Source organism: Streptomyces albidoflavus, assembly GCF_000719955.1.
Classification (GTDB): Bacteria; Actinomycetota; Actinomycetes; order Streptomycetales; family Streptomycetaceae; genus Streptomyces; species Streptomyces albidoflavus.
Window position 1 is genome coordinate 1 of the sequence record NZ_JOII01000054.1, and the last position, 20,786, is coordinate 20,786.

Consider the following 20,786-nt stretch of genomic DNA (forward strand, 5'->3'; position numbering starts at 1 on the left):
GTCGTCAGGAACAAGATCAGCACGCATTCCGGACACACTGCCGACCAAGATCGCCGAGCACAAGACCCGCAGCCAAACTCATTCTGAAACGATCAGTAAGTGAGGGTGTGAGAGGTGAGTGCCCCGTGGGGGCCGCGACCCGGATGCTTCGTAGCCGCTCATCCGGTGCCGACCGCACTCATTTGATCATCCGCCTGTCGCGCCCATATGTCCAGGGGGCCGCCCACGTGAGCATCGCCACGTATCGGACAGGCTGCCCACCCCCGTCCCGACCTGCCCGAACCGCTCCCGGCACCCGCCCGGCCCCCGGTACGGGAGCCACTGATTCCCTACCTACGGGGCCGTAGCTACGATGCGGAACATGACTCAGCCCGCCTCCGAGGCGACGACCTCCCCGTCGAAGGGTTCGACCGCGGCCAAGCTCGCGGCCGAGATCCCCGCCATCGTCAAGCCCAAGCTCCGCGGCTGGCTGCACGCCGGAATGTTCCCGGCCGTCGTCATCGCGGGGCTGGTCCTGACCGCGTTCACCGATTCCACCCGGGGGCGCATCGCCTGCGCGGTCTACGCCCTCAGCGCCTGCCTCCTCTTCGGCGTCAGCGCCCTGTACCACCGGGGCACCTGGGGAGCGCGCGGCGAGGCCATCCTGCGCCGCCTCGACCACGCCAACATCTTCCTGATCATCGCGGGCACCTACACGCCCCTGACGCTCCTGCTGCTGCCCGAGGAGAAGGGCCGCTGGCTGCTGTGGGGCATCTGGGCCGCCGCGCTGGCCGGGATACTGTTCCGCGTCTTCTGGGTGGGCGCGCCCCGCTGGCTCTACACCCCCTGCTACATCGCCATGGGCTGGGCGGCCGTCTTCTTCCTCCCGGACTTCATGCGCGCGGGCGGCGTCGCCGTCCTGGTCCTCGTCATCGTGGGCGGCCTCCTCTACAGCGCCGGCGGCATCATCTACGGCCTCAAGCGCCCCAACCCCTCCCCGCGCTACTTCGGCTTCCACGAGGTCTTCCACTCGCTGACCCTCGCGGCCTTCGTCGTGCACTACGTGGGCATCTCCCTGGTGGCGTACCAGCAGGGCTGAGCACGCGGCGGGAGAACCGGAACCGGGCCACCAGGGGCGGCGGGCACAGCGACAGCGCCCGCCGCCCCTCGCGTCACCCCGAGTCGCCCGGCACCATGCCGTCGTCCCCGAGCGAGAGCCGGGCCGGGCGGCCCCGCGCGACCTGGCGCCCCGTCCGCTCCGCCGCCTGCTCGGCCCGGACCAGCGCCCGCACCGCCCGCCGGGACTCCCGGCGCTCGGCCGCGGTGGCCCGCACCGGCCTGCGGCCCCCGGCCGCCGCCGGTCTCGACGCCGAGGCCACCGCCACGGCGAGCCCGACCACCACCAGCAGCACGACGCCGAGCACCCCGGCCGCCCCCAGCAGCGCGTACCCCCCGACACAGGCCACCGCGGCCAGCAGGGCGAACACCTCGGCCCGCCGCCCGCGCCGCACACCCGGCACCCTCTTCGCATCCGCGTACATCCGCATCCCCTCTCTCCCCCGGCCGCACCGGCGGCCGAAGTAACTCCATGTGAGCACTACTTCATCCGAGAGTGACATACGGCTCCGACAAACGGCGGCGCTTCTCTGGCCCCGGCCCTACAGACAGCCCTCCGCTTCAGCCCCCACCCGCACCCCCACCGCAGCTCACCAACACACCCCAACACCTCACGCAGATTCCGCTTACTTCTTCTGCCGCTCGGCCCCGGACCCGGGCCGACGGTTCCCCCCGGCCCCACGGGGCCCACGCGCCCCACACCCCGCCCGGACCCCCTCCAGCTCCTCCACCCAGGTGGTGCGAAGCCGTACCGGAAGGGGCACAGGACCGGAAAGCGCCCCCCGGGCCGTCCGGGCGCGTGCCATCCTGGCCGGATGAACGGACCGGAGATCCTCCTCACCTTCGCGCCCGGGCTGGGCCTCTTCGTCTCGCACGAGCGCCGGGCGGGTCCCAGCACCGTGATCACCGACGGGGCCTCGACCCTCGGCCACGTGGTGGAGTCGCTCGGCGTCCCGCTGACCGAGGTCGGCTCGCTCACCGTCGACGGCCGCGAGGTGGCGCGCGGTCACATCCCCGCCGCCGGGGAGCACGTCACCGTGGGAGCCGTGGCCCGCCCGCAGCAGATCGAGGGGGCGCCGCTGCGCTTCCTCCTCGACGTGCACCTGGGCACCCTGGCCCGCCGGATGCGGCTGCTCGGCATCGACACCGCCTACGAGAGCCACGACCTCGGCGACCCCGCCCTGGCCGCCCGTTCCGCCGCCGAACAGCGGGTCCTGCTCAGCCGCGACCGGGGCCTGCTCCGCCGCCGCGAACTGTGGGCCGGCGGGTACGTCTACAGCGACAAGCCCGACGAGCAGCTACGCGACGTCCTCGGCAGGTTCGCCCCCGCGCTGACCCCGTGGACGCGGTGCACCGCCTGCAACGGCCGGCTCCGCGACGCCGACAAGGACGAGGTCGCCCGCGACCTGGAGGGCGGCACCAAGGCCACGTACGACGTCTTCGCCCGGTGCGACGCCTGCGGCCGGGTCTACTGGCGCGGCGCCCACCACGACCGCCTGGAGACCATCGTCCGCCAGGCGCTCCGCGAGTTCGGCAAGGTGCCGGCCAGGGCCTGAGACCCCGGCCGGCACTCCGTCAGCCGCCGAGCTGGGCGGCGAGCAGGGCCGGATCGGTCGTCGGCGCGTCACAGACGAACCCGCGGCAGACGTACGCGGTGGGCGCGCCCTCGGCCGGTACCCGCCCGGCCAGCAGCGGGAGTTCGCCGTCGGCCGGACCGGCCGCGACGACCGCGCCGGGCGCCGTCGAGAGCAGCGCCGTGCGGTGCAGGACGGCGGTGCGCGGGTCGTCCGGGTCACCCACCACGGCCACCTCGCGGGGACCGTCGAGCAGCGCCTCGGTGACGGCCAGGCCGTTGCCGATGAAGCGCGGCACCTTCGGCCCGAGCGCCGCCACCACCCCGAGCGCCCGTTCGGCGGCGGTGCGGTGCGGCTCGGAGCCGGTCTGCGCCGCGTAGCCGAGCAGCGCCCCGGCGGCGGCGGTCCAGCCGGACGGGGTGGCGTTGTCGGTGGGGTCCTGGGGGCGCCGGATGAGCTGTTCGGCGTCGGAGGCCGTGTCGTAGAGGGCGCCGCTCTCGTCGGTGAAGCGGTCGAGGACCCCGTCGAGGAGCAGCCCCGCGAAGTCCAGCCAGACGCCCTCCCCGGTGACCGAGGCGAGCGCGAGGAACCCTTCGGCGACGTCGGCGTAGTCCTCCAGGACACCCGCGTTGCCCGACGCACGGCCGTCGCGGGAGGTGCGGGTGAGCCGGGCGTGGTCGTCGAGGTGGAGGCGGACCAGCAGGTCGGCGGCGGTCACCGCGGCGTCGACCAGGTCCGGCCGCTCGAAGCAGGCCCCGGCCTCGGCGAGCGCGGCGATCGCCAGCCCGTTCCAGGCGGCCACCACCTTGTCGTCCCGCCCCGGCTCGGGCCGGCGCAGCCGCGCCTCGTACAGCCGCTCGCGGATCGACGCGATCCGCCCCGCGTCCTGGACGGCCCCGTCCTCCTGCGGCAGCCGCAGCACCGAGGCCCCCTCCTCGAAAGTGCCCTCCTCGGTCACGCCGAAGTGGGCGGCGGCGATCCGCCCGTCCTCCTCCCCGAGCACCTCGACGAGCTGCGCGGGCGTCCACACGTAGTACGCCCCCTCGACCATCCGCCCGCTCGCGTCCGCACTGTCCGCGTCGAGCGCCGAGGCGAACCCGCCCTGCGGCGTGCCCAGATCCCGCACCATGAACTCCGCGGTCTCCAACGCCACCCGCCGCGCCTGCTCGGAGCCGGTGGCCCGCCACAGATGGACGTACACCCTGCACAGCAGCGCGTTGTCGTAGAGCATCTTCTCGAAGTGCGGCACGATCCACTCCCGGTCCACGGAGTACCGCGCGAACCCGCCGCCGAGCTGGTCGTAGATCCCCCCGCGCGCCATCCGCCCGGCGGTGTCGGCCGCCATCTGGAGCGCCCCCTCGGCGCCGGTACGGGCGTGGTGCCGCAGCAGGAACTCCAGCACCATGGACGGCGGGAACTTGGGCGCGCCCCCGAACCCCCCGTTCACCGGGTCGTACTCCCGGGTGAGCCCGAGCAGCGCCTGCGCCGCCTCCTCGGCACCGGGCAGGCGCGGCTCCCCCAGCGCCAGCCGCCGCTCCCGCAGATCGGCCACGATCTTCCCGGCCACCTCGTCGACCTCCCCCCGCCGCTCGGCCCAGGCGACCCGCACCCCTTCCAGCACCTCCCGGAACCCCGGCATCCCGTGCCGAGGCTCCGGCGGAAAGTACGTCCCGAAGTAGAACGGCTCCCCCTCCGGCGTCAGAAACACCGTCATCGGCCATCCCCCGTGCCCGGTCGCCGCCTGCACCGCCTCCATGTACACGGCATCGACATCGGGCCGCTCCTCCCGATCCACCTTGACGTTGACGAACCCCGCATTCATCACCGCGGCAGTCGCCTCGTCCTCGAAACTCTCGTGCGCCATGACGTGGCACCAGTGGCAGGCGGAGTAGCCGACGGAGAGCAGGACGGGCACATCCCGGCGGCGTGCTTCCTCGAACGCCTCCGGCCCCCAGGGGTGCCAGTCGACGGGGTTGTCGGCGTGCTGAAGGAGATAGGGGGAGGTGGACTGCGCTAGTCGGTTGGCCATGGTTCCCATCCTCGCGCACCCGGCCCGACGACACCGGTGCGCCACGAGGCGAGGGCGAGGAGGCAGGTGGCAGACCTGGCGCTACGAGGCCGGGCGGCGCGGCATAGACGCACGATCCGTTCCGCTCACCAACCGCCACCTGGGCCCACACGGGCCGGCGGATCGGCTCCAACCGGTCGGCTCACGAGGCCCAATCACCCGTGCCGAGGCAGCGGAGTCAACACAGCCCACCCTTCTTGTGTAACTGACAATAATGAAGTACCTTACAGTGCATGCAACATGACGCGTGGTCACCGACGCCCGTACTGTTGACGGTCGATCTCGTGATCTTGACGCTACGAGACAGCCGCCTTCACATCCTTCTGGTGAAGCGGGGAGAAGACCCCTTCCAAGGCATGCTCGCCCTGCCCGGGGGATTCCTGAACCACGATGGCGAGGAGATCCTGGACGCCGCCCACCGCGAACTGGCCGAGGAAACGGCCCTGACGTCCGACTGCGTGCACCTTGAGCAGTTGGCTGTATACGGAGAAGCGAGCCGCGACCCCCGAGGTCGAGTCGTTTCCGTGGCACACCTGGCGATCGCACCGGAGTTGCCCGACCCGGTCGCGGGCACGGATGCCACCGACGCCGCGTGGATTCCGGCGGAAACCGTACTGTCCGGCAAGGCCGCGCTCGCATTCGACCACCGCCGGATTGCAACGGACGGAGTCGAACATGCCCGCACCAAGCTGGAGTTCTCGTCGCTGGCCACGGCGTTCTGCGGGGAAGAATTCACCATCGCAGAGCTGCAACAAGTCTACGAGGCCGTCTGGGGCACCCGTCTCGACACTCGCAATTTCTATCGAAAGGTCCAAGCCGCGAAGGGATTCATCATTCCGGCCGGCACGGACCGCAGGAGCACGGGCGGACGCCCGGCACGGCTGTACCGGGCCGGTCCGAAAACCGTCCTGTTCCCACCGCTGATCCGACCCACGCCACCCGCCGAGGAAGAGAACACGAAAGGGGAAGAGGAATAAATGCCGAAAGGCCCAGTGGTAATTCTCACCGCCCTCAATCTTGAGTACGAGGCCGTACGTCAGAAGCTGGCGAATCCGCAGGTGCACCGCCACGAGCGAGGTACACGGTTCGAAACGGGAAACGTGCAGGGCACGTCACACCGTGTCGCACTCGGTCTGACGAGCAAGGGCAACCATTCCGCCGCGGTGATCGCCGAACGCGCCATTCAGGAGTTCTCACCCGCGGCCGTGCTGTTCGTGGGGGTCGCCGGCGCCTTGTGGGACGCCACCAGGCTCGGCGACGTGGTAGTGGCGTCCCACGTGTACGCCTACCACGGCGGAACCAGCGAAGACGACGGGCTCAAGGCCCGCCCACGGGCATGGGAAGCACCGCACGGCATCAGCCAGCTCGCCTCGCACCTGGCCCGCTTGGACGACTGGGCAGATGGCGCCTCCGGTCACGATTACGCGCCGCAGGTGCGATTCGGGGCGATCGCCGCCGGCGAGATCGTCCAGAACTCAAGAATTTCGTCCGAAGCGCAATGGATCAGACAGCATTACAACGACGCACTCGCCATCGAGATGGAGGCAGCCGGTGTGGCACAAGCCGGCCATCTCAGCGGGGCGCCGGTGGCCATCATCCGGGGAATCAGCGACCGTGCAGACGGCACGAAGAACAGCAAGGACGATCGCAACTGGCAGCCACAGGCCGCAGCGAACGCCGCGGCGTTCGCCATCCGGCTGGCGAAGGAGCTGGCAATGGAACAGGAGGAGGCATCATCTCCCCGTAATGACATGATGCCTCCGGTCGCCCGGCCCGAGCGGCACCTTGGCAATACCGCCCACAACAGCACTGTCGGCATCATGGCCAGCTCGGTCACGGGCAGCAGCGTTCACATGAATACGGCCCCGCAGAAACCCGGCGCGCAGAACCTGTTCACGGCATTCAACGAGTTCCGCGAGAGTCTGACGCGACACCGCACTCAAGGCGACCTCGACGAAGACACATACCGTGAGGCCCTGGCCGATCTGGAATCCGCCCTACGGTCGGCCCGGGAGCGCACCCCCGATTCGTCCAAGCGGGCGTCCATGACACTCAGAAGACTGCGCGGGCTGGTCGCGGATTGCCCTGCGCTCCTGGCCGAGCTGACGCCACTGATCGCCGCAGCCGGTGACCGGGCATGAATGACAGTAACGGTGCCGCGCACAGCTCGGCCGCGTACGACTCCACCATCGGGATCCAGGCGGAAACCGTACACAACTCCAATGTGTACTTCGTCCACCACGACGCTTCGCCGCAGGAGAAGTTCAGGGTGGGCGTGCAGCTACTGGAAGACGGCATTGCCAGCCGCGCCCGCGAGATGATCAGTGATGCGATCGCTCACGGCTACCACCACGCGGAGGTGCGGTTCCACTGGGTCCTCGCCATGCTCAGCGGCCGCACCCACCACGACCTCAGCCCCGAAGAACTCCAGCAGCTACGCAAAGCCTCCATGCTTGTGCGGACTTATGCCGAGGGCCAGTGGAAGCAAGCCCTTCGCGTCACTTTCGACCTGTTGGCGGCGCTCGGCACCGCCAGCGGAGCGACCGGCCCTGTGTTGAAGGAGCTACAGGAGCTGCCGTCCCGGCAGCGCGATGCGATCCTCCGTCACTTGGACCTCATGCTCACCGGAGGACTGAAAGACGAACTTTGGGCGGAGACCCTCGAAAGAGCCGAAGCGGAGCGCTTCGGCAACAGTCGGGACCGACGGGTATGGGCCTACTTCGAGCTCCCGCCCATTGGGGCCAGGGCCGTGATCCCTCGCCTGGACACTACTGCCGCTGCCGCCGCCCAGACGGCCCTACCGCAGCGGGTGGCCCTCTTCGCGGTCAGCAGTGTGACCCTCGTGACCCTGGCATGGATCGCACATCCGGCCCAGGCGGTCTTCGAGTCACTGGTGGCGCTCGGCGCCGGCCACACCGCGGCTCGATTCGGAATCCAGTGGTGGGGCCGAGAACCCCGGCCGGATCCCGTGGCCGGGTCCCCCGCCCCGCAGCCACACAGTCCCGCGCCTGCCCCCGGGTTCACCAGAAGCGTCCAGAACAGGTTCGATCACTACTTCAGCGTCCGAAGGCCCCATGGGTTCACCACTGAAGCCTGGCTTGCGCACACTGCTGAGGTCCGCAGCAAACTCGCGGCCGAAATCGCGGACCTCTACCGGGAGAGCCGGATCAGTGTCGACAAAGTCAACTGGCTGATCCGATACCTCGCGGAGGAGACCAGGGACCGCTACGCCAAGGGCACTCTCGTCGACGGGCACCCTCAGGACAGCACTCCGATCAGGACGAAAGCCCTGACCGTGGCATCCCTCGCCGTTCTCGCCGTCGCTGCCCTGTCAGCACTCGGCACGGCGGCATCGGGTGCCACCCAGCAGCGGCCGCTGTGGGCGTTCCTGGCACTGCTCGGCGCGGCCTGGTCGGGTCACGCGGCCGCTCAGCTGTGGGTGAAGCTCCGGCGTGAAAGGCAACGACTCGCCAGGGAGGCGCGAGAGTACCAGGAGGAGCTGGCTGCACGAGAGAACGCTTACCAGCGCTGGAAATCGTTCCTCGACGCAACTCGTCCCACCGAGCAGGAAATGGAAACCTGGCTCACCTGCGACAAGACCGCGTTCGTCAATGAGGCGTTGCGACACCACCGACTCACCTGGCGGGATCTGATCACACACACCATCCTGGTCACCCCGGCACGCTCCTACAAACGGGCTCGGGTCCAGGGCGGCTCGTGGCGGTACTCCCATTACATCATCCAGCTATTCCTGTTCACCCGAGAGGGTATCCGCGAAGTCAAAGCCGAACTCAAGTTCTCCGACTCAACGCTCAAGAACGAGCAGCGGAGCAACTACCGGTTCGACGCCCTGTCGTCGGTGCAGGTGACACAGAACGCCGATGTCGGCTACGACCTGGAGCTGGTCCTCACCAATGGACCGGCCCGGAAGATCCGGGTCAAGGACGCCGATGCCCATCAACTCGCACCGGACGAGAACGCCCGGGAAATATCGGAGATCAGTCTCAGCGCGTCCGGCCTCACACATACCTTCCGCCTCTTGGAGGGCATTGCCGCAGACGGAAAGGACTGGGTCGAACGACACTCTTCCGATGACCTGACGTCCTTTCAGAGCTTCAGCTAATCCCGGAATCAACCACAGGAATGGGCCGTGACCTCCATGGACGATGTCACCGAGAGCAAAGTCCTGCTGGCCGAGTACGACCGCCTCAAGGAGGAACAGAGGACTCGCATAGGATTCCGCGACAACCTGCTCTACTTCACGCTCGCCGCGATCACTGCGGTCGTGGCACTCACCGTCCAGAGCGGACAGTCCCGACTGCTACTTTCCGCACCCGCGATCTGCCTGATCCTGGGCTGGACCTACCTCGTGAATGACGAGAAGATCTCGGCGATCGGCTGCTACGTCCGCGATCAGCTGGGGCCTCGTCTCGGAGAACTCGCCTCCGCCCACGTCGAGGTGTTCGGCTGGGAGGTGTACCACCGCAACGTTGCGGGTCGCGCCATGCGCAAGCGGCTTCAGACTGGGGTGGACCTGGTCACCTACCTCGTCCTGCCCGTGGTCTGCATGGTCGCGTTCTGGTGCTCCCCCGACGTTCAGCCCCTGCTCGTCATCACTTCACTTGTCCAGATGCTGGTTCTGGCGGTGCTGGGCTGGCATTTCTTGCGCCGAACCGAGCAGTAGCCCTGGTCATGCGGCTGGCGAGCGCCGTACGTCGGCCCATCCGGAACTCCTATCGTCCGTGTCCGGAGCTGATCGATACCGAAGCCGCACACAAAGAGATCCGGTCTGTCGCGCTTGAGGCCGCAGTCCCGCCGATAGTCCGGAGACGGTCCGGTCACCCTCCGGCCTCCTTCGCCCGGAACTTCCCGCACCCGCACACATCGCCGAACCGTCGCTGGCTGTTCCCGTAGCTGTGGTTGTTCCAGGTGTGGTGGCCGAAGTCGTGATGGCAGCGGCCGCCACCCCAGTGTTCGGGCAGGGTGTGGCCGCAGTCGGCGCAGGTGGGGTGGGTGACCACGGGGCTGATGATGGTGCCGCCGCGCAGGATGCGGGCGATCGCGAGAACGCCCACGGTAATCACGACAATCCCTACAAGACCCACGACGTGCCCGGCGCTCATGCGTTGCCCCCCCCCCCCGTCGAGCCCAGGCCGGCCCTCCGCCGGCCCCTGCACCGCCGCGCGGCGGGACGGGCAAGGTACTGCAAGTGGGTGAACGACGGGAGGTGTTGAGGCTCCCGTGGAGACGTGCGCCGGATGCCCATAGCTGCCTGCGGCTGTCCCCCGTGCCCGGCATCCGAGTGGTGTAGCGGCGCCCGGCCCGGCTGCGGGGCCCGCTGGGGTACGAACCATGGGGTGGCCGTCTCTCTTGGCGGAGGGGTCGCCTCCGTGGCCGGGACCTGCCCGGCGCCCCGTCGGCAGAGAGGGACCGAACACCATGGCCACCCCCAGCGCGCCCTTCGGAGCCGGGCAGCCCGCCCTGCTCAACCTCGCCGACGAGCAGTTCGGCGCCACCCCGCTCTGGCTGATCATCGTGGTGGGCGTGCTGATCGTGCTCGCCGTCGGGTTCGCCCTGATGATCAGGCGGCACAAGCACAAGCACAAGTAGGGGCCCCGGGCTCAGCCGTCGCCGAGGGGGATGCGTACCGCGCCCGTGCCGCTGAACTCCAGCCACAGCGCGCCGGGGTGACGGGCGATCCGCAGGGCGATCGCGGAGCAGGCGGGGCAGCGGGCCACCAGGCCGGGGAGGCGGCCGTAGACGTGGAGCTGGGCGAGGGCGCCGAGGAGGCCGCAGTGGGGGCAGCGGCGCAGCACCCCGGTCAGGTCGACGTCGAAGACCTCGGAGAGGAGGCCCGCCAGGACGTTGCCGTCCCGGTGGGTGGGCTGGTGGGCGGCGGTGTCGGCGGACGTCATCGGTGGGCTCCTGGCGGGTCGGGGGCAGGGGTGGGGTCGGCCGGGGCGGTCCGGCCGCCACGTCAGCCGAAGCGTTCGGTCCTGATCCGGTCGGGCGGGTGGCCCACCTCGACCAGGAGGCCGGAGACGGCCTCCACGAAGGCGGTGGGGCCGCAGACGAAGCAGCGCGGGGCGTCCTGCGCCCGCCAGCCGGGGCGCTCCAGGTCGGGCAGGGTCAGGCGGCCTGGAGGCCGTACCGCGCCGGGTGGTGCCCGGCGGGTGTAGACGGTGTCCACCACGGGGCCGGCCGGCTCGGCGGCCAGCCGGTCCAGTTCCGCCGCGTACCAGCGCTGGTCGGGTGCGCGTACCGAGTGCAGCAGGCGCAGCGGGGCGGGGGCCGGGGCGCCCTGGCGGGCGCGGACCATCGCCATCAGCGGGGCGACGCCGGAGCCGCCGCCGACGAGCAGGACGGGGTCGGGCACGCCGTCGGCGGGGTCCCAGACGAACCAGCCGCCGAGGGGGCCGCGGACCTCCAGCTCGTCGCCGGGGCGTACCTCCCCGGCGAGGTAGGGCGAGACCTCGCCGTCGGCGACGGGCTGCACCGACACCTCCAGCCGGGCGCCGTCGGCGGGGGCGCAGAGTGAGTAGCTGCGGACGGCCTGGTAGCCGTCCTCGGCGGTCAGGCGGAGGTCCACGTGCTGGCCCGCCAGGTGGCCCGGCCAGCCGTCGGCGGCGAGCACCAGGGTGCGGGCGTCGGCCGTCTCCTGGCGCACCTCGGCGACGACGGCCACACGCCACAGGGCGGGGGCCCGCATCAGTCGCCCTGGACGCGCTGCTCGCGCCACGGGTCGCCGTACGCGTGGTAGCCGAGCTGTTCCCAGAATCCCGGCTCGTCGGTCCTGGTCAGCCGCATACCGTTCACCCATTTGGCCGACTTCCAGAAGTACAGGTGCGGCACGAGCATCCGGGCGGGTCCGCCGTGCTCGGGAGGCAGCGGCGCGCCGTCGTACTCGTGGACGATCCACGCCCTGCCGCCGGTGACGTCGGCCAGCGGCAGGTCGGTGGAGTAGCCGCCGTAGGAGGTGACCAGGACGTACGTGCCGTCCGGGTCGACGCCCTCCAGGAAGGCGTCCACGGGGACCCCGCGCCAGCGGGTGTCGTACTTGGACCAGCGGGTGACGCAGTGGATGTCGGCCTGCGGGGTCTCGCTCGGCAGGGACATCAGGGCGTCCCAGTCCCAGGTGCGTTTCTCGCCGGCGGCGGTGGTGAGGGTGAAGCTCCAGCGGTCGTGCGGGATGTGCGGTGTCGGGCCCGCGGAGAGGACGGGGAAGTCCTCGGTGACGTACTGGCCGGGCGGGAGGCGGTCGCCGCCGGGGCCGCGCCGTCCGTGGAAACCCCGGGAGATCACAGCCATGGGCCCTCGTCCTTCCTCGCGGGTGCCCCCTCCTCTCCACCCTGGGCACAGGCTCCCCGGCCCGCAATCGCAGCGGCGGGACGGCCGGGTGGGTGCCGTCGGTGCCGTGGTGGCCGGTGCGCCGGGCCTACCCCTCCAGCGCCGCCAGGATCTGCCGCGTCGTCGCGGCCGCCACCCTCTCGTTCACCGCCGCGTAGGCGGTGTAGGCGCTCAGCCCCGTCGCCAGGGACCATCCGCGGCCGCGCAGCCAGGTCGCGTCGTCCACGTCCAGGGTCTCGCGGAAGACCGCGCGGGTCCGGGGGGAGAGGAGGGTGTGGGCGATCATCATGTCGCGGGCGGGGTCGCCGGCGCCGAAGCCGCCGAAGTCGATGACGGCGCTGAGGCGGCCGCCGGTGACGAGGAGGTTGCCGGTGTGGAAGTCGCCGTGGAACCAGACCGGCGGGCGGTGCCACCCGGGCGCGGCGAGAGCCGCCTCCCACAGGCCGGTCAGGGCGGCGGCGTCGAACACCCCGGCGGTCGCGGCGATGGCGGCGCGGGTCGACGCGTCCCGGCCGGCCAGCGCGTCGCCGGCCAGGTCGTCCCGGGTGGCGGCCTCGGCGACGGCCTCCGGGGCGAAGCGCCGCAGCTCGGCGAGGAACCCGGCGAGCTGCCCGGCCGCCGTCACGGAGTCGCCCAGCGTCTCGACGGTCGCCACCTCGCCCTCCAGCCACCGGGACACCGCCCACGGCCAGGGATAGCCGAAGGCGGGCTCGCCGACCCCGGCCGGTTCGGGCACCGCCAGCGACACGTGCGCGGCGAGCCGAGGCAGCCACTCGGCCTCCTTGCGGGCCTGCCCGACGGCCCCGGCATGGCGCGGCAGCCGCACGGTCAGCCCGTCGCCCAGCCGGTGGATCACATGGTCCGACCCGGCCGGCTCCAGCAGGGTCAGCGGCAGATGGGCCCAGTGCGGGAACTGGGCGTCGACCAGGCGCCTGACCAGGGGGGTGTCGATGGCGGGGCTTTCGGTCGGCAAGAGCGCTCCTGGGGTTCGGGACAGGCGGGGGCACGGGGCCCGCCTCCCATGACAGGGCATCAGCGCGACTTCTGTCGACGCGTTTTCGCATGACCCCGCCCCACCCGGCAACACGCTCCAGGTCCCCCGGTCCACCGCACGGAAAGGCAGTCACTCATGAGCCAGATCGAGGAGTCCGTCGAGGTCGCGGCGCCGCTGTCGGCGGTCTACAACCAGTGGACGCAGTTCGAGGAGTACCCGCGCTTCATGTCCGGGGTCGAACGGATCGAGCAGCGCTCGCCGACGCTGACCCACTGGGTGACCCAGGTGGACGGCGTACGGCGGGAGTTCGACGCCGAGGTCACCGAGCAGATCCCGGACGAGCGGGTGGCCTGGACGACCGTCGGGGGCGAGGTGCGGCAGGCCGGTGTGGTCACCTTCCACCGGATCTCCGACGACCGGACCAAGGTCATGCTGCAACTGGAGCTCGAACCGCACGGCGTCACCGAACAGGTCGGCGACAAGCTCGGCTTCGTCCGGCGCCAGGCCGTGGGCGACCTGGAGCGGTTCAAGAGCTTCATCGAGAAGCGCGGCACGGAGACCGGCGGCTGGCGCGGCCAGGTCTGACGCCCGCGTGGGCGCCGTACGTACGGGAACGGGCCGGGCTCCCTCGGGGAGCACCGGCCCGTTCCCGTCGGGGGCCCGGCGGTCAGGCGGTGGGGGCGGCGAGGACCGAGTCGTCGGTGACGCGGGCTCCGGGGAGCTGGTGGCGGGCGGCGATCAGGGCGGCGTCGGCGTCCCGGGTACCGGTGACCACGCAGAGGGTGTACGACACGTCGGCCAGGCGGCGCTGGGCCTCCTCGCCGCCGTCCTGGGCGTTGAGCGCCCGCAGGGTCTCGTACTGGCCGATCAGGTCGCGCAGGACCGCGGGGTGCGCCATCAGCATGGGGGTGTCCTTGTCCTCAGGGTGTCCTCGGGGCCGGTACGGCCGGGGCGGCATAGGCCTTCGGCGGCCGTCTGCCCCCGCCGGAACCGCCCACACCTGCGGTTTTCGGCCAGGAGCGGAAGGTGACGGACCGTTCGCTCCGGCGTACGACCCCCTCGCGCCGGAGCGCGCCAGGCACCACACTGGGGCGGCGGAGGCGGGATGGGCGCGGTGGGGCTCCGCAGGGACCGGCCGGACGCGGCCGGGTGACGTGAAGGGGGATCGCGATGCGGACCAGTCATCGGACCCAGGCCGAGGAAGTGCTGGCGCGGGCGGTCGAGGAGGAGGTGCGGCGCTCCGGCGGCCGCACCGACGGACAGGTACTCCTCTCCCGGGCCCGCGGCGAGCTGGACGCCCTGCTGCGCACGGCCGACGAGGAGTACGCGGCGTACGAGGCGGCCGTCGCCGCCGCCGAGGCCGAGCGGCAGAGCTTCGGCCAGCGGTACGCGCGGGAGGGCGCGGGCACGCCGCTGCTGGTCGCCGGGGTCGCGGCGGCCGCCGCCTGCGCGGCGGACCTGGCCTTCGGCACCGGCGCGAGTACCGCGCTGGGCGCCGGGGCCGTGGTGGGCGTGGCCGGGGCGGCGGCGACCGTGGTGAAGGTGGGCGCCGTGCACTGGCCGGCCGCGCACCGGCAGGCGGGGGCCCTGGGCCAGCCGGGCGGGCCCGAGCAGTTGCGGCTGGCCTGGCTGACGGCGCTGGAGGTACGCGGGGTGCGGCCGTTCCTGGAGCGGCAGCGGACGCCCGCGGTGCCGGCGGCGCGGCGGGCGGCGCCGGCCCGTCGCCATGCCGGGCCGGTGCTGGGGCGGACCGACAAGAGCGCGCTGGCCAGGCGGCGTTCGGTGCTGCAGCGGTCGTTCGAGCGGCTGCCGTCGGAGGAGGGGCCGTTCGCGGGCCGCCGGGAGCTGATGGCGCGGATCACCCAGGAGGTGCGGGCGGCACGGGCGGCGACGGAGACCCGGCCGGTGGTGCTGGTGCTGCACGGCGAGCCCGGCGCGGGCCGCACCACGCTGGCGGTGCGGGCCGCGCGGGAGCTGAAGGACCAGTTCCGGGGCGCGTGCGTGGTGGACCTGCGCGGCGGCGGGCAGAGCAGGACGGTGCCGCTGTCGACCCGGGAGGCGCTGCTGCACCTGCTCAACCGGCTGGGAGCGCCACGTGAGCAGTTGCTCCAGCGGGAGGGGAGCACGCCCGAGCAGCAGACGCGGCGCCTGGCCGAGCTGTACCAGCGGCATCTGACCGACATCCCCGTGATCGTGGTGCTGGACGACGCCTCCGACCCCGGGCAGGTGGCGGCGCTGGTGCCGGAACACTCCGACAGCCTGGTCCTGGTGACGGCCCGGGAGCCGATGGAGCTGCCCGAGGGGACGGCCGCGCGGGTGCGGCAGCTGCCGGTGACGGCGCTGGACGCGGCCGGTGCCGAGGAGGTGCTGCGGGCGGCGGCGGGCGAGGCGCCCGACCCGTACGACGCGCAGGCCACCGACCGGATCGTGGAGCTGTGCGGCGGGCTGCCGCTGGCGCTGCGGGTGGCGGGCTCGGCGCTGGCCGGGCGCACACCGCGCGAACTGGCCTCGGCGCTGGAGGCGTACGGCCCGGTGAGCCCCGTGGAGCGGGCCCTGTGGCTGCGCCACACCGATCAGGAGGAGGCGGCGCGCCGGCTGTTGCGGCGGCTGGCGCTGGCGGGGCGGGCCTCGCTGGGGGCGGCCGCGGCGGCGGCGCTGCTGGACACCGGCGAGCAGGAGGCGGAACGGCTCCTGGGCGTGCTGGCGGCGGCCGGGCTGATCGACAGGGTGCGCGGCAGCCGGTACCGGCTGCACACCCTGGTCCGCGGCTTCGCCCGCGCCCGGCTGACCGACGAGGAGCCGGCGGCGGAGCGGACGGCCGCGCAGGAACGGCTGATCGTCAACTACGCGGAACTGGCCGAGCAGGTGATCGGCCTGGTCGACGGCAGGTCCTCGACGCGGGCCGACTCGGCGTTCCAGGCGGGGGCGATGGGCCCGCACGGCTTCAGCTCGCTGGAGTACGCGCTCAACTGGCTGGACCAGGAGTCGAGTTTCATCACCGCCGCGCTGCGCGACGCGGAGGGCGTCGACCAGGGAGCCGTCCGCAACCTCCTCGGCGCCCTGTGCGACTACTGCCTGCTCCGCGGCGACCTCTACCGCCTCGGCGAGCTGAACGACCTGGCCCGCGCCGTCGACCAGGGGCTCCTGGCCCGCTCGGTGCAGTGGCGCACCGGCATCGCGGAACGTCAGCTCGGCGAACTGGACAAGGCCCGCACCACGCTGACCTCGGTGGTCGGCCTGTACTACGAGGCGCGCCACGAGCCCGGCGCCGCCCTCGCGCTCTGCTCGCTCGGCATCACCCTGCACCACCAGGGGAAACTGGCCGAGGCCGCCGAGAAGCTCCGCGAGGCGCTCGCGCTCCAGCAGCCCGGCGAACTGGCGGCCGACCGCGCCTGGACCCTGCACGCGCTGGGTGCCGTCGAACGCGACCGCTCCCGCCTCACCGAGGCCGAGCGGCTGCTCGCCCAGGCGGACCGGCTGCACACCGCCAACTCCTCGCTGCACGGCCAGGCGTGGACCCGCTTCCAGCTCGGCCAGGTCCGGCTCCGCCAGGGCACCGTCGAGCGGGCCGAGGAGGAACTGCGCGCCGCGCTGGAGCTGTACGGCAGGACCGGCGACGTGCGCGGCCAGGCGTGGGCCCTCACCCAGCTGGGCCGCGCCCGGCTCCACCGGGACCAGGGCACCGAGGGCCCCGAGGCCGCCGAGGAACTGCGCGGCGCCCTCTCCCGCCACCGCGACAACGAGGACGCCCGCGGCGAGGCGTGGACCCGCTACTACCTCGGCCAGGCCCTGGAGGACTCCGGCGACCTGGCCACCGCCGTCCGCGAACTGGAGGGGGCCCGCACCATGTTCTCCCGGATGCGCGACGTGTACGGGCTGGCCTGCGCCCGGCACCATTCGGCACGCGTCACCCGCGACCTGCGGGCCGCGCAGACCGGCTCCCTGCGCAACAGCGGCTTCGCCCGGCAGCTGCTGGTCGACGCCCGGGCCGACTTCCGGCGCATCGGCGTCGCCCACGGCGAAGCCTGGACCTGCCTGGAACTGGCGGTCACCGACGCGGGCAACGGCCGCACCGGCCAGGCCCTCACCCTCGCCGAGGAGGCCACCGCCCTCTTCACCTCGTACGGCGACACCCGGGGCGAGGAGTGGTCCCGCTTCCTGACCGCCACCCTCCTCCCGTTCGCCGCCCCCGCCGGCCCGGAGTCCGGCGCCGCCCAGGCCCTCGCCCTCCTCGACGACCTGATCGCCTCCCCCTCCCCCGCCCGCGATGCCCGCCTCACCACCTGCCTCCCCGCCTTCCGCCTCCTCGTGGAGCGCGGCGTGGACCCGGCCGGGGAGTGGCCGGTGTGGGCACTGGGACTGGTGCCGGGGCGTCATGCGCGGGAGGTGATGGGCGTGGGGTGAGGGGCCGCGCCCTACGCGTGCGGCCCCCGGGGGCGCCCCGGACGAAAACCGGGGTGCCCCGGCCCCTCGCCCCCTCGCATACTCACCGCATGGACACCCCCACCGCCCGTTTCCGCGACCCGCGCTCCACCGTGTACGACTTCCTCGACCTGGTGCTCGTGCACTGTCCGGGGTGTGCGGGCGCCGCGCGGGTGGTCCGGGTTCCCGGCGACGAGGGTCCGGGAGGACGGCGCCCCTTCGCGACGAGGCGGCTGGTCTGCGGGGGCTGCGGGGCTTCCCGGAAGTGCGACGGCACGCGGCTGACGTTCCCGCGCGGCGCCGCCGGCCCGGTGACCGACCCCTACTTCGGCAGGCCGCTGTGGCTCCGGGCCGAGACCCGGCACGGGACCTTGTGGGCGTACAACCTCGACCACCTCGACCTGATCCGCCGGTTCGTCGCGGCCTCGCTGCGGGAGCGGGCGCCCTGGTACGACACGGGGCAGAAGATGACGCTGGTGGCCCGGCTGCCGGTCTGGGTCAAGCGGGCGGGGAACCGGGGCGAGGTGCTCCGGGCCCTCGACCGGATGCACGCGGGCGTGCCCGTGGAGCGCGCCGGAGCGCCCGTGCAGGCCGGGGGCGCGTAGGGGCTCACCGGGGTGTGAAGAGGTACCCCGGGAACCCCGAAGAGCCCCGGCGCGCGGAGTGCGCGGCCGGGGCGGTGCGGGCCCGCCGGACCCGGTGGGGCTACTTGCCGGCGGAGCCCTGGGCGGGGGTGCCGCCCGGAGCCGCCTCGGGCTCGGCGAAGTCGACCTTGCCCATGTGGCGGTTCATGGACTTCATCAGGGCCCAGACGGCGAGGGCCATCACGGCGAACACGATGAACCCGAGGACACCCGGGGTCACCTTGTTCTCGTCCAGCTCCTTGGCGAGAGGAACGAGGTGCGTCATTGCCAGGTTTGCGCTAGCGCTCATGTCAGCCATTGTCGCGGATGCCCGCGAAGAGGTCGTCCTCGGGGAGGGACGTGGCGACGTGCGACTTGGCCAGCTCGTACTCCTCGGTGGGCCAGACCTCCTTCTGGAGCTCCATCGGGATGCGGAACCAGCCGCCGTCCGGGTCGATCTGGGTGGCGTGCGCGATCAGCGCCTTGTCGCGGATCTCGAAGAAGTCCGCGCAGGGCACGTGGGTGGTCAGCTCGCGCTCGACCCGCTCCATCTCGTGCCACCGCTCCAGCCACTCGCCGTACGGCGACTCCATGCCGCGGGCCAGCAGCGCCTCGTGCAGGGCGGTGGTCCGCGGCCGGTTGAAGCCCTGGTTGTAGTAGAGCTTCATCGGCTGGAAGACCTTGCCGAACTCGTCCTCCGGGAAGCGCTCCGGGTCCCCGGCACCCTCGAAGGCCACCATCGAGATCTTGTGGGTCATGATGTGGTCGGGGTGCGGGTAGCCGCCGTTCTCGTCGTAGGTCGTGATGACCTGCGGGCGGAACGCGCGGATCGACTTCACCAGCCGCCCGGCCGCCTCCTCGACGTCCTCCAGCGCGAAGCAGCCCTCGGGCAGCGGCGGCAGCGGGTCGCCCTCGGGCAGGCCGGAGTCGACGAAGCCGAGCCACTCCTGCCGCACGCCGAGGATCTGCCGGGCCTCCTCCATCTCCTTGGCCCGTACCTCGTGGATGTTCTCCTCGATGTAGGGGTCGCCCTTGAGCTTCGGGTTGAGGACGTCACCGCGCTCGCCCCCGGTGCAGGTCACGACCAGCACGTCCACCCCCTCGGACACATACTTCGCCATGGTCGCCGCGCCCTTGCTCGACTCGTCGTCGGGGTGGGCGTGCACGGCCATCAGTCGCAGCTGCTCTGTCAAGACTCGTTCCTCGTGAATACGGCGCCCTCGATGCGTCGGCGCGATGGTCGGCTTCTATAGTGACCGAACCGGACGGCGGAAAATTCCGGTGGCCCCCAGCCCGAGAGGATTGATCATGAGCGCGGTGCGCGAGGACCTTCCCGAGGGCCGATACGGACGGGCCCGGTCCGCCGACGAGCAGACGGACCGCCGGCTGAAGATCACCGGCGGCGTGCTGGGTGTGCTCTTCCTCGCCATGATCGTCTGGTTCGGCTGGTCGCACGTGACCGGGACCGCGATCAGCGGCGAGATGATCAAGTTCGACGTCTCCGCCGCCACCCAGGCCAAGGTGCACCTGGAGGTGCACAAGGACCGCGAGGGTTCCGGCTACTGCACCGTGCGGGCCCTGGCGGAGGACGGCAGCGAGGTCGGCCGCAAGGACGCCCTCTTCGACCAGGACGCGGCCCGCGTCGACAAGGTGATCTCGCTGCGGACCACCTCCCAGGCCACCGCCGTCGAGCTGGTCGGCTGCTCCCCCGCCTGACCGGCCGGCCCGCCGCGCCGGTGACGGCGCCCACCCCGCCGAGCCGGGGAAACGGCTGCGACCTGCGAAGACGCCGCACCCGCCAGATTCATCCTCCCCCTTTCTCGCCTGAATTGTTAGGCTCGTGGTTTCGCCCACCCGGTACGGAACATCCTTCCGAGTAGGGCGATGCTTTGTATCCCAGTACCTACGAGGAGCACCTGTGACCCAGACCAGCGACAACGTCACCTGGCTGACCCAGGAGGCGTACAACCAGCTCAAGGCCGAGCTGGAGTACCTGTCTGGTCCCGCGCGCACCGAGATCTCCAAGAAGATCGAGGCGGCGCGTGAGGAGGGCGACCTGCGCGAGAACGGCGGGTACCACGCGGCCAAGGAGGAGCAGGGCAAGCAGGAGCTCCGGGTGCGACAGCTGACCCAGCTCCTGGCCCAGGCGAAGGTGGGTGAGCCGCCCGCCGACGACGGCATCGTGGAGCCGGGCATGGTCGTCACGATCGCCTTCGACGGCGACCCTGACGACACGCTGACCTTCCTGATGGCCTCGCGCGAGTACGCCAGCGCGGACATCGAGACCTACTCCCCGCAGTCGCCGCTGGGTACGGGCGTCAACGGGAAGAAGGTCGGTGACACGGCCGAGTACGAGCTGCCTAACGGCAAGCGGGCCTCGGTGAAGATTCTGGCCGCCAAGCCGTACTCGTCCTGACCTTGCCCCCTACGGGGCTGGTCGGCCGCCACAGGCTGCACCCAGGTGCCCTCGGTTCCGGTTTGCCCCGGAGCCGGGGGTGCTTTTCGTTGTGCTGCGGCTGGGCCTCGGCTCTGCCTGCCCGCCTCTGACTCCGCGGGCCACCGACTGGCCTCAAGCGCCGGCCGGGCTGTAGGGGTTCGCGGTTCGTTCCCCGCGTGGGTCGGGCGGGGCCGGGCCGGGGTACCTCCTCACAAACTGCATGGTG

22 protein-coding genes are annotated in these 20,786 nt (G+C 71.8%); 12 read left to right on the plus strand and 10 right to left on the minus strand.

Going from position 1 to position 20,786, the window contains the following annotated elements:
- Positions 1 to 352: 352 nt before the first annotated feature.
- Entirely contained in the window at positions 353 to 1,078 is a 726-nt protein-coding gene (gene trhA, locus IF45_RS0129845) for a PAQR family membrane homeostasis protein TrhA (protein WP_008416543.1), read from the plus strand.
- A gap of 73 nt (positions 1,079 to 1,151) precedes the next feature.
- Here trhA and IF45_RS0129850 read toward each other — a convergent pair whose 3' ends face one another.
- Positions 1,152 to 1,520, minus strand: coding sequence for a hypothetical protein (locus IF45_RS0129850; RefSeq protein ID WP_226660301.1), 369 nt, complete (start codon positions 1,518 to 1,520; stop codon positions 1,152 to 1,154).
- Between the two features lie 390 nt (positions 1,521 to 1,910).
- Between IF45_RS0129850 and IF45_RS0129855 the strand changes: the two genes are divergently transcribed.
- A complete protein-coding gene (locus IF45_RS0129855; RefSeq protein WP_008416544.1) occupies positions 1,911 to 2,651 on the plus strand; it encodes a Mut7-C RNAse domain-containing protein in 741 nt (246 codons plus the stop codon).
- Between the two features lie 19 nt (positions 2,652 to 2,670).
- Here IF45_RS0129855 and IF45_RS0129860 read toward each other — a convergent pair whose 3' ends face one another.
- Positions 2,671 to 4,698, minus strand: a complete 2,028-nt coding sequence (locus IF45_RS0129860) for a thioredoxin domain-containing protein (protein WP_030310663.1) — start codon at positions 4,696 to 4,698, stop codon at positions 2,671 to 2,673.
- Positions 4,699 to 4,970: 272 nt separating this feature from the next.
- Here IF45_RS0129860 and IF45_RS0129865 point away from each other — a divergent pair, with 272 nt between their 5' ends.
- The 4 genes from IF45_RS0129865 to IF45_RS0129880 are packed head-to-tail and all read left to right on the plus strand — an operon-like array spanning position 4,971 to position 9,421.
- Positions 4,971 to 5,714, plus strand: coding sequence for an NUDIX hydrolase (locus IF45_RS0129865; RefSeq protein WP_030310664.1), 744 nt, complete (start codon positions 4,971 to 4,973; stop codon positions 5,712 to 5,714).
- Positions 5,715 to 6,878 (plus strand): 5'-methylthioadenosine/S-adenosylhomocysteine nucleosidase family protein, encoded by a 1,164-nt coding sequence (locus IF45_RS0129870; RefSeq protein ID WP_030310666.1) that lies wholly within the window; start codon positions 5,715 to 5,717, stop codon positions 6,876 to 6,878.
- Positions 6,875 to 8,860, plus strand: a complete 1,986-nt coding sequence (locus tag IF45_RS0129875) for a hypothetical protein (protein WP_030310668.1) — start codon at positions 6,875 to 6,877, stop codon at positions 8,858 to 8,860. The genes IF45_RS0129870 and IF45_RS0129875 overlap by 4 nt, the downstream gene beginning before the upstream one ends.
- A 36-nt stretch (positions 8,861 to 8,896) precedes the next feature.
- Positions 8,897 to 9,421 (plus strand): hypothetical protein, encoded by a 525-nt coding sequence (locus IF45_RS0129880; protein WP_030310670.1) that lies wholly within the window; start codon positions 8,897 to 8,899, stop codon positions 9,419 to 9,421.
- A gap of 154 nt (positions 9,422 to 9,575) precedes the next feature.
- On the opposite strand, the gene IF45_RS33040 is transcribed toward IF45_RS0129880, so the two are convergent.
- Positions 9,576 to 9,812, minus strand: a complete 237-nt coding sequence (locus tag IF45_RS33040) for a hypothetical protein (RefSeq protein WP_030310672.1) — start codon at positions 9,810 to 9,812, stop codon at positions 9,576 to 9,578.
- A 364-nt stretch (positions 9,813 to 10,176) separates the two neighbouring features.
- Between IF45_RS33040 and IF45_RS33500 the strand changes: the two genes are divergently transcribed.
- Positions 10,177 to 10,347: a hypothetical protein gene (locus tag IF45_RS33500; protein ID WP_165395712.1), complete on the plus strand. Its 171-nt coding sequence runs from the start codon at positions 10,177 to 10,179 to the stop codon at positions 10,345 to 10,347.
- A gap of 11 nt (positions 10,348 to 10,358) precedes the next feature.
- Here IF45_RS33500 and IF45_RS0129895 read toward each other — a convergent pair whose 3' ends face one another.
- From IF45_RS0129895 to IF45_RS0129910, 4 genes are all read right to left on the minus strand, one after another.
- Positions 10,359 to 10,652 carry a DUF6510 family protein gene (locus IF45_RS0129895; protein ID WP_030310674.1) on the minus strand — a complete coding sequence of 98 codons (294 nt, stop codon included), beginning with the start codon at positions 10,650 to 10,652 and terminating at the stop codon, positions 10,359 to 10,361.
- Between the two features lie 62 nt (positions 10,653 to 10,714).
- A complete protein-coding gene (locus IF45_RS0129900) occupies positions 10,715 to 11,446 on the minus strand; it encodes a ferredoxin reductase (RefSeq protein ID WP_030310676.1) in 732 nt (243 codons plus the stop codon).
- Positions 11,446 to 12,045 (minus strand): sulfite oxidase-like oxidoreductase, encoded by a 600-nt coding sequence (locus IF45_RS0129905; protein ID WP_008416558.1) that lies wholly within the window; start codon positions 12,043 to 12,045, stop codon positions 11,446 to 11,448. The genes IF45_RS0129900 and IF45_RS0129905 overlap by 1 nt, the downstream gene beginning before the upstream one ends.
- A 127-nt stretch (positions 12,046 to 12,172) precedes the next feature.
- Positions 12,173 to 13,057 (minus strand): aminoglycoside phosphotransferase family protein, encoded by an 885-nt coding sequence (locus IF45_RS0129910; protein ID WP_030310678.1) that lies wholly within the window; start codon positions 13,055 to 13,057, stop codon positions 12,173 to 12,175.
- A gap of 156 nt (positions 13,058 to 13,213) precedes the next feature.
- Here IF45_RS0129910 and IF45_RS0129915 point away from each other — a divergent pair, with 156 nt between their 5' ends.
- Positions 13,214 to 13,663: an SRPBCC family protein gene (locus tag IF45_RS0129915; protein ID WP_003948320.1), complete on the plus strand. Its 450-nt coding sequence runs from the start codon at positions 13,214 to 13,216 to the stop codon at positions 13,661 to 13,663.
- Positions 13,664 to 13,745: 82 nt separating this feature from the next.
- Here IF45_RS0129915 and IF45_RS0129920 read toward each other — a convergent pair whose 3' ends face one another.
- Positions 13,746 to 13,982 (minus strand): DUF5133 domain-containing protein, encoded by a 237-nt coding sequence (locus tag IF45_RS0129920; protein WP_003948321.1) that lies wholly within the window; start codon positions 13,980 to 13,982, stop codon positions 13,746 to 13,748.
- Between the two features lie 266 nt (positions 13,983 to 14,248).
- Between IF45_RS0129920 and IF45_RS0129925 the strand changes: the two genes are divergently transcribed.
- Together IF45_RS0129925 and IF45_RS0129930 are read left to right on the plus strand one after the other, a co-directional pair.
- The gene (locus IF45_RS0129925) at positions 14,249 to 17,482 is read left to right on the plus strand and encodes an NB-ARC domain-containing protein (RefSeq protein WP_030310681.1); all 3,234 of its coding nucleotides are present in this window, start codon (positions 14,249 to 14,251) and stop codon (positions 17,480 to 17,482) included.
- 89 nt (positions 17,483 to 17,571) lie between these two features.
- Positions 17,572 to 18,105 carry a hypothetical protein gene (locus tag IF45_RS0129930; RefSeq protein ID WP_030310683.1) on the plus strand — a complete coding sequence of 178 codons (534 nt, stop codon included), beginning with the start codon at positions 17,572 to 17,574 and terminating at the stop codon, positions 18,103 to 18,105.
- A gap of 100 nt (positions 18,106 to 18,205) precedes the next feature.
- Here IF45_RS0129930 and IF45_RS0129935 read toward each other — a convergent pair whose 3' ends face one another.
- Both IF45_RS0129935 and mca read right to left on the minus strand, forming a co-directional pair.
- Positions 18,206 to 18,442, minus strand: coding sequence for a hypothetical protein (locus IF45_RS0129935; RefSeq protein ID WP_003948324.1), 237 nt, complete (start codon positions 18,440 to 18,442; stop codon positions 18,206 to 18,208).
- Positions 18,435 to 19,316, minus strand: a complete 882-nt coding sequence (mca, locus tag IF45_RS0129940; protein WP_003948325.1) for a mycothiol conjugate amidase Mca — start codon at positions 19,314 to 19,316, stop codon at positions 18,435 to 18,437. Before mca ends, IF45_RS0129935 begins: the two co-directional genes overlap by 8 nt.
- A gap of 115 nt (positions 19,317 to 19,431) precedes the next feature.
- Here mca and IF45_RS0129945 point away from each other — a divergent pair, with 115 nt between their 5' ends.
- Both IF45_RS0129945 and greA read left to right on the plus strand, forming a co-directional pair.
- Complete coding sequence (locus IF45_RS0129945; RefSeq protein ID WP_003948326.1) at positions 19,432 to 19,839, plus strand: DUF4307 domain-containing protein; 408 nt, start codon at positions 19,432 to 19,434, stop codon at positions 19,837 to 19,839.
- A 202-nt stretch (positions 19,840 to 20,041) separates the two neighbouring features.
- Positions 20,042 to 20,539 (plus strand): transcription elongation factor GreA, encoded by a 498-nt coding sequence (gene greA, locus IF45_RS0129950; protein ID WP_003948327.1) that lies wholly within the window; start codon positions 20,042 to 20,044, stop codon positions 20,537 to 20,539.
- Positions 20,540 to 20,786 lie beyond the last annotated feature (247 nt).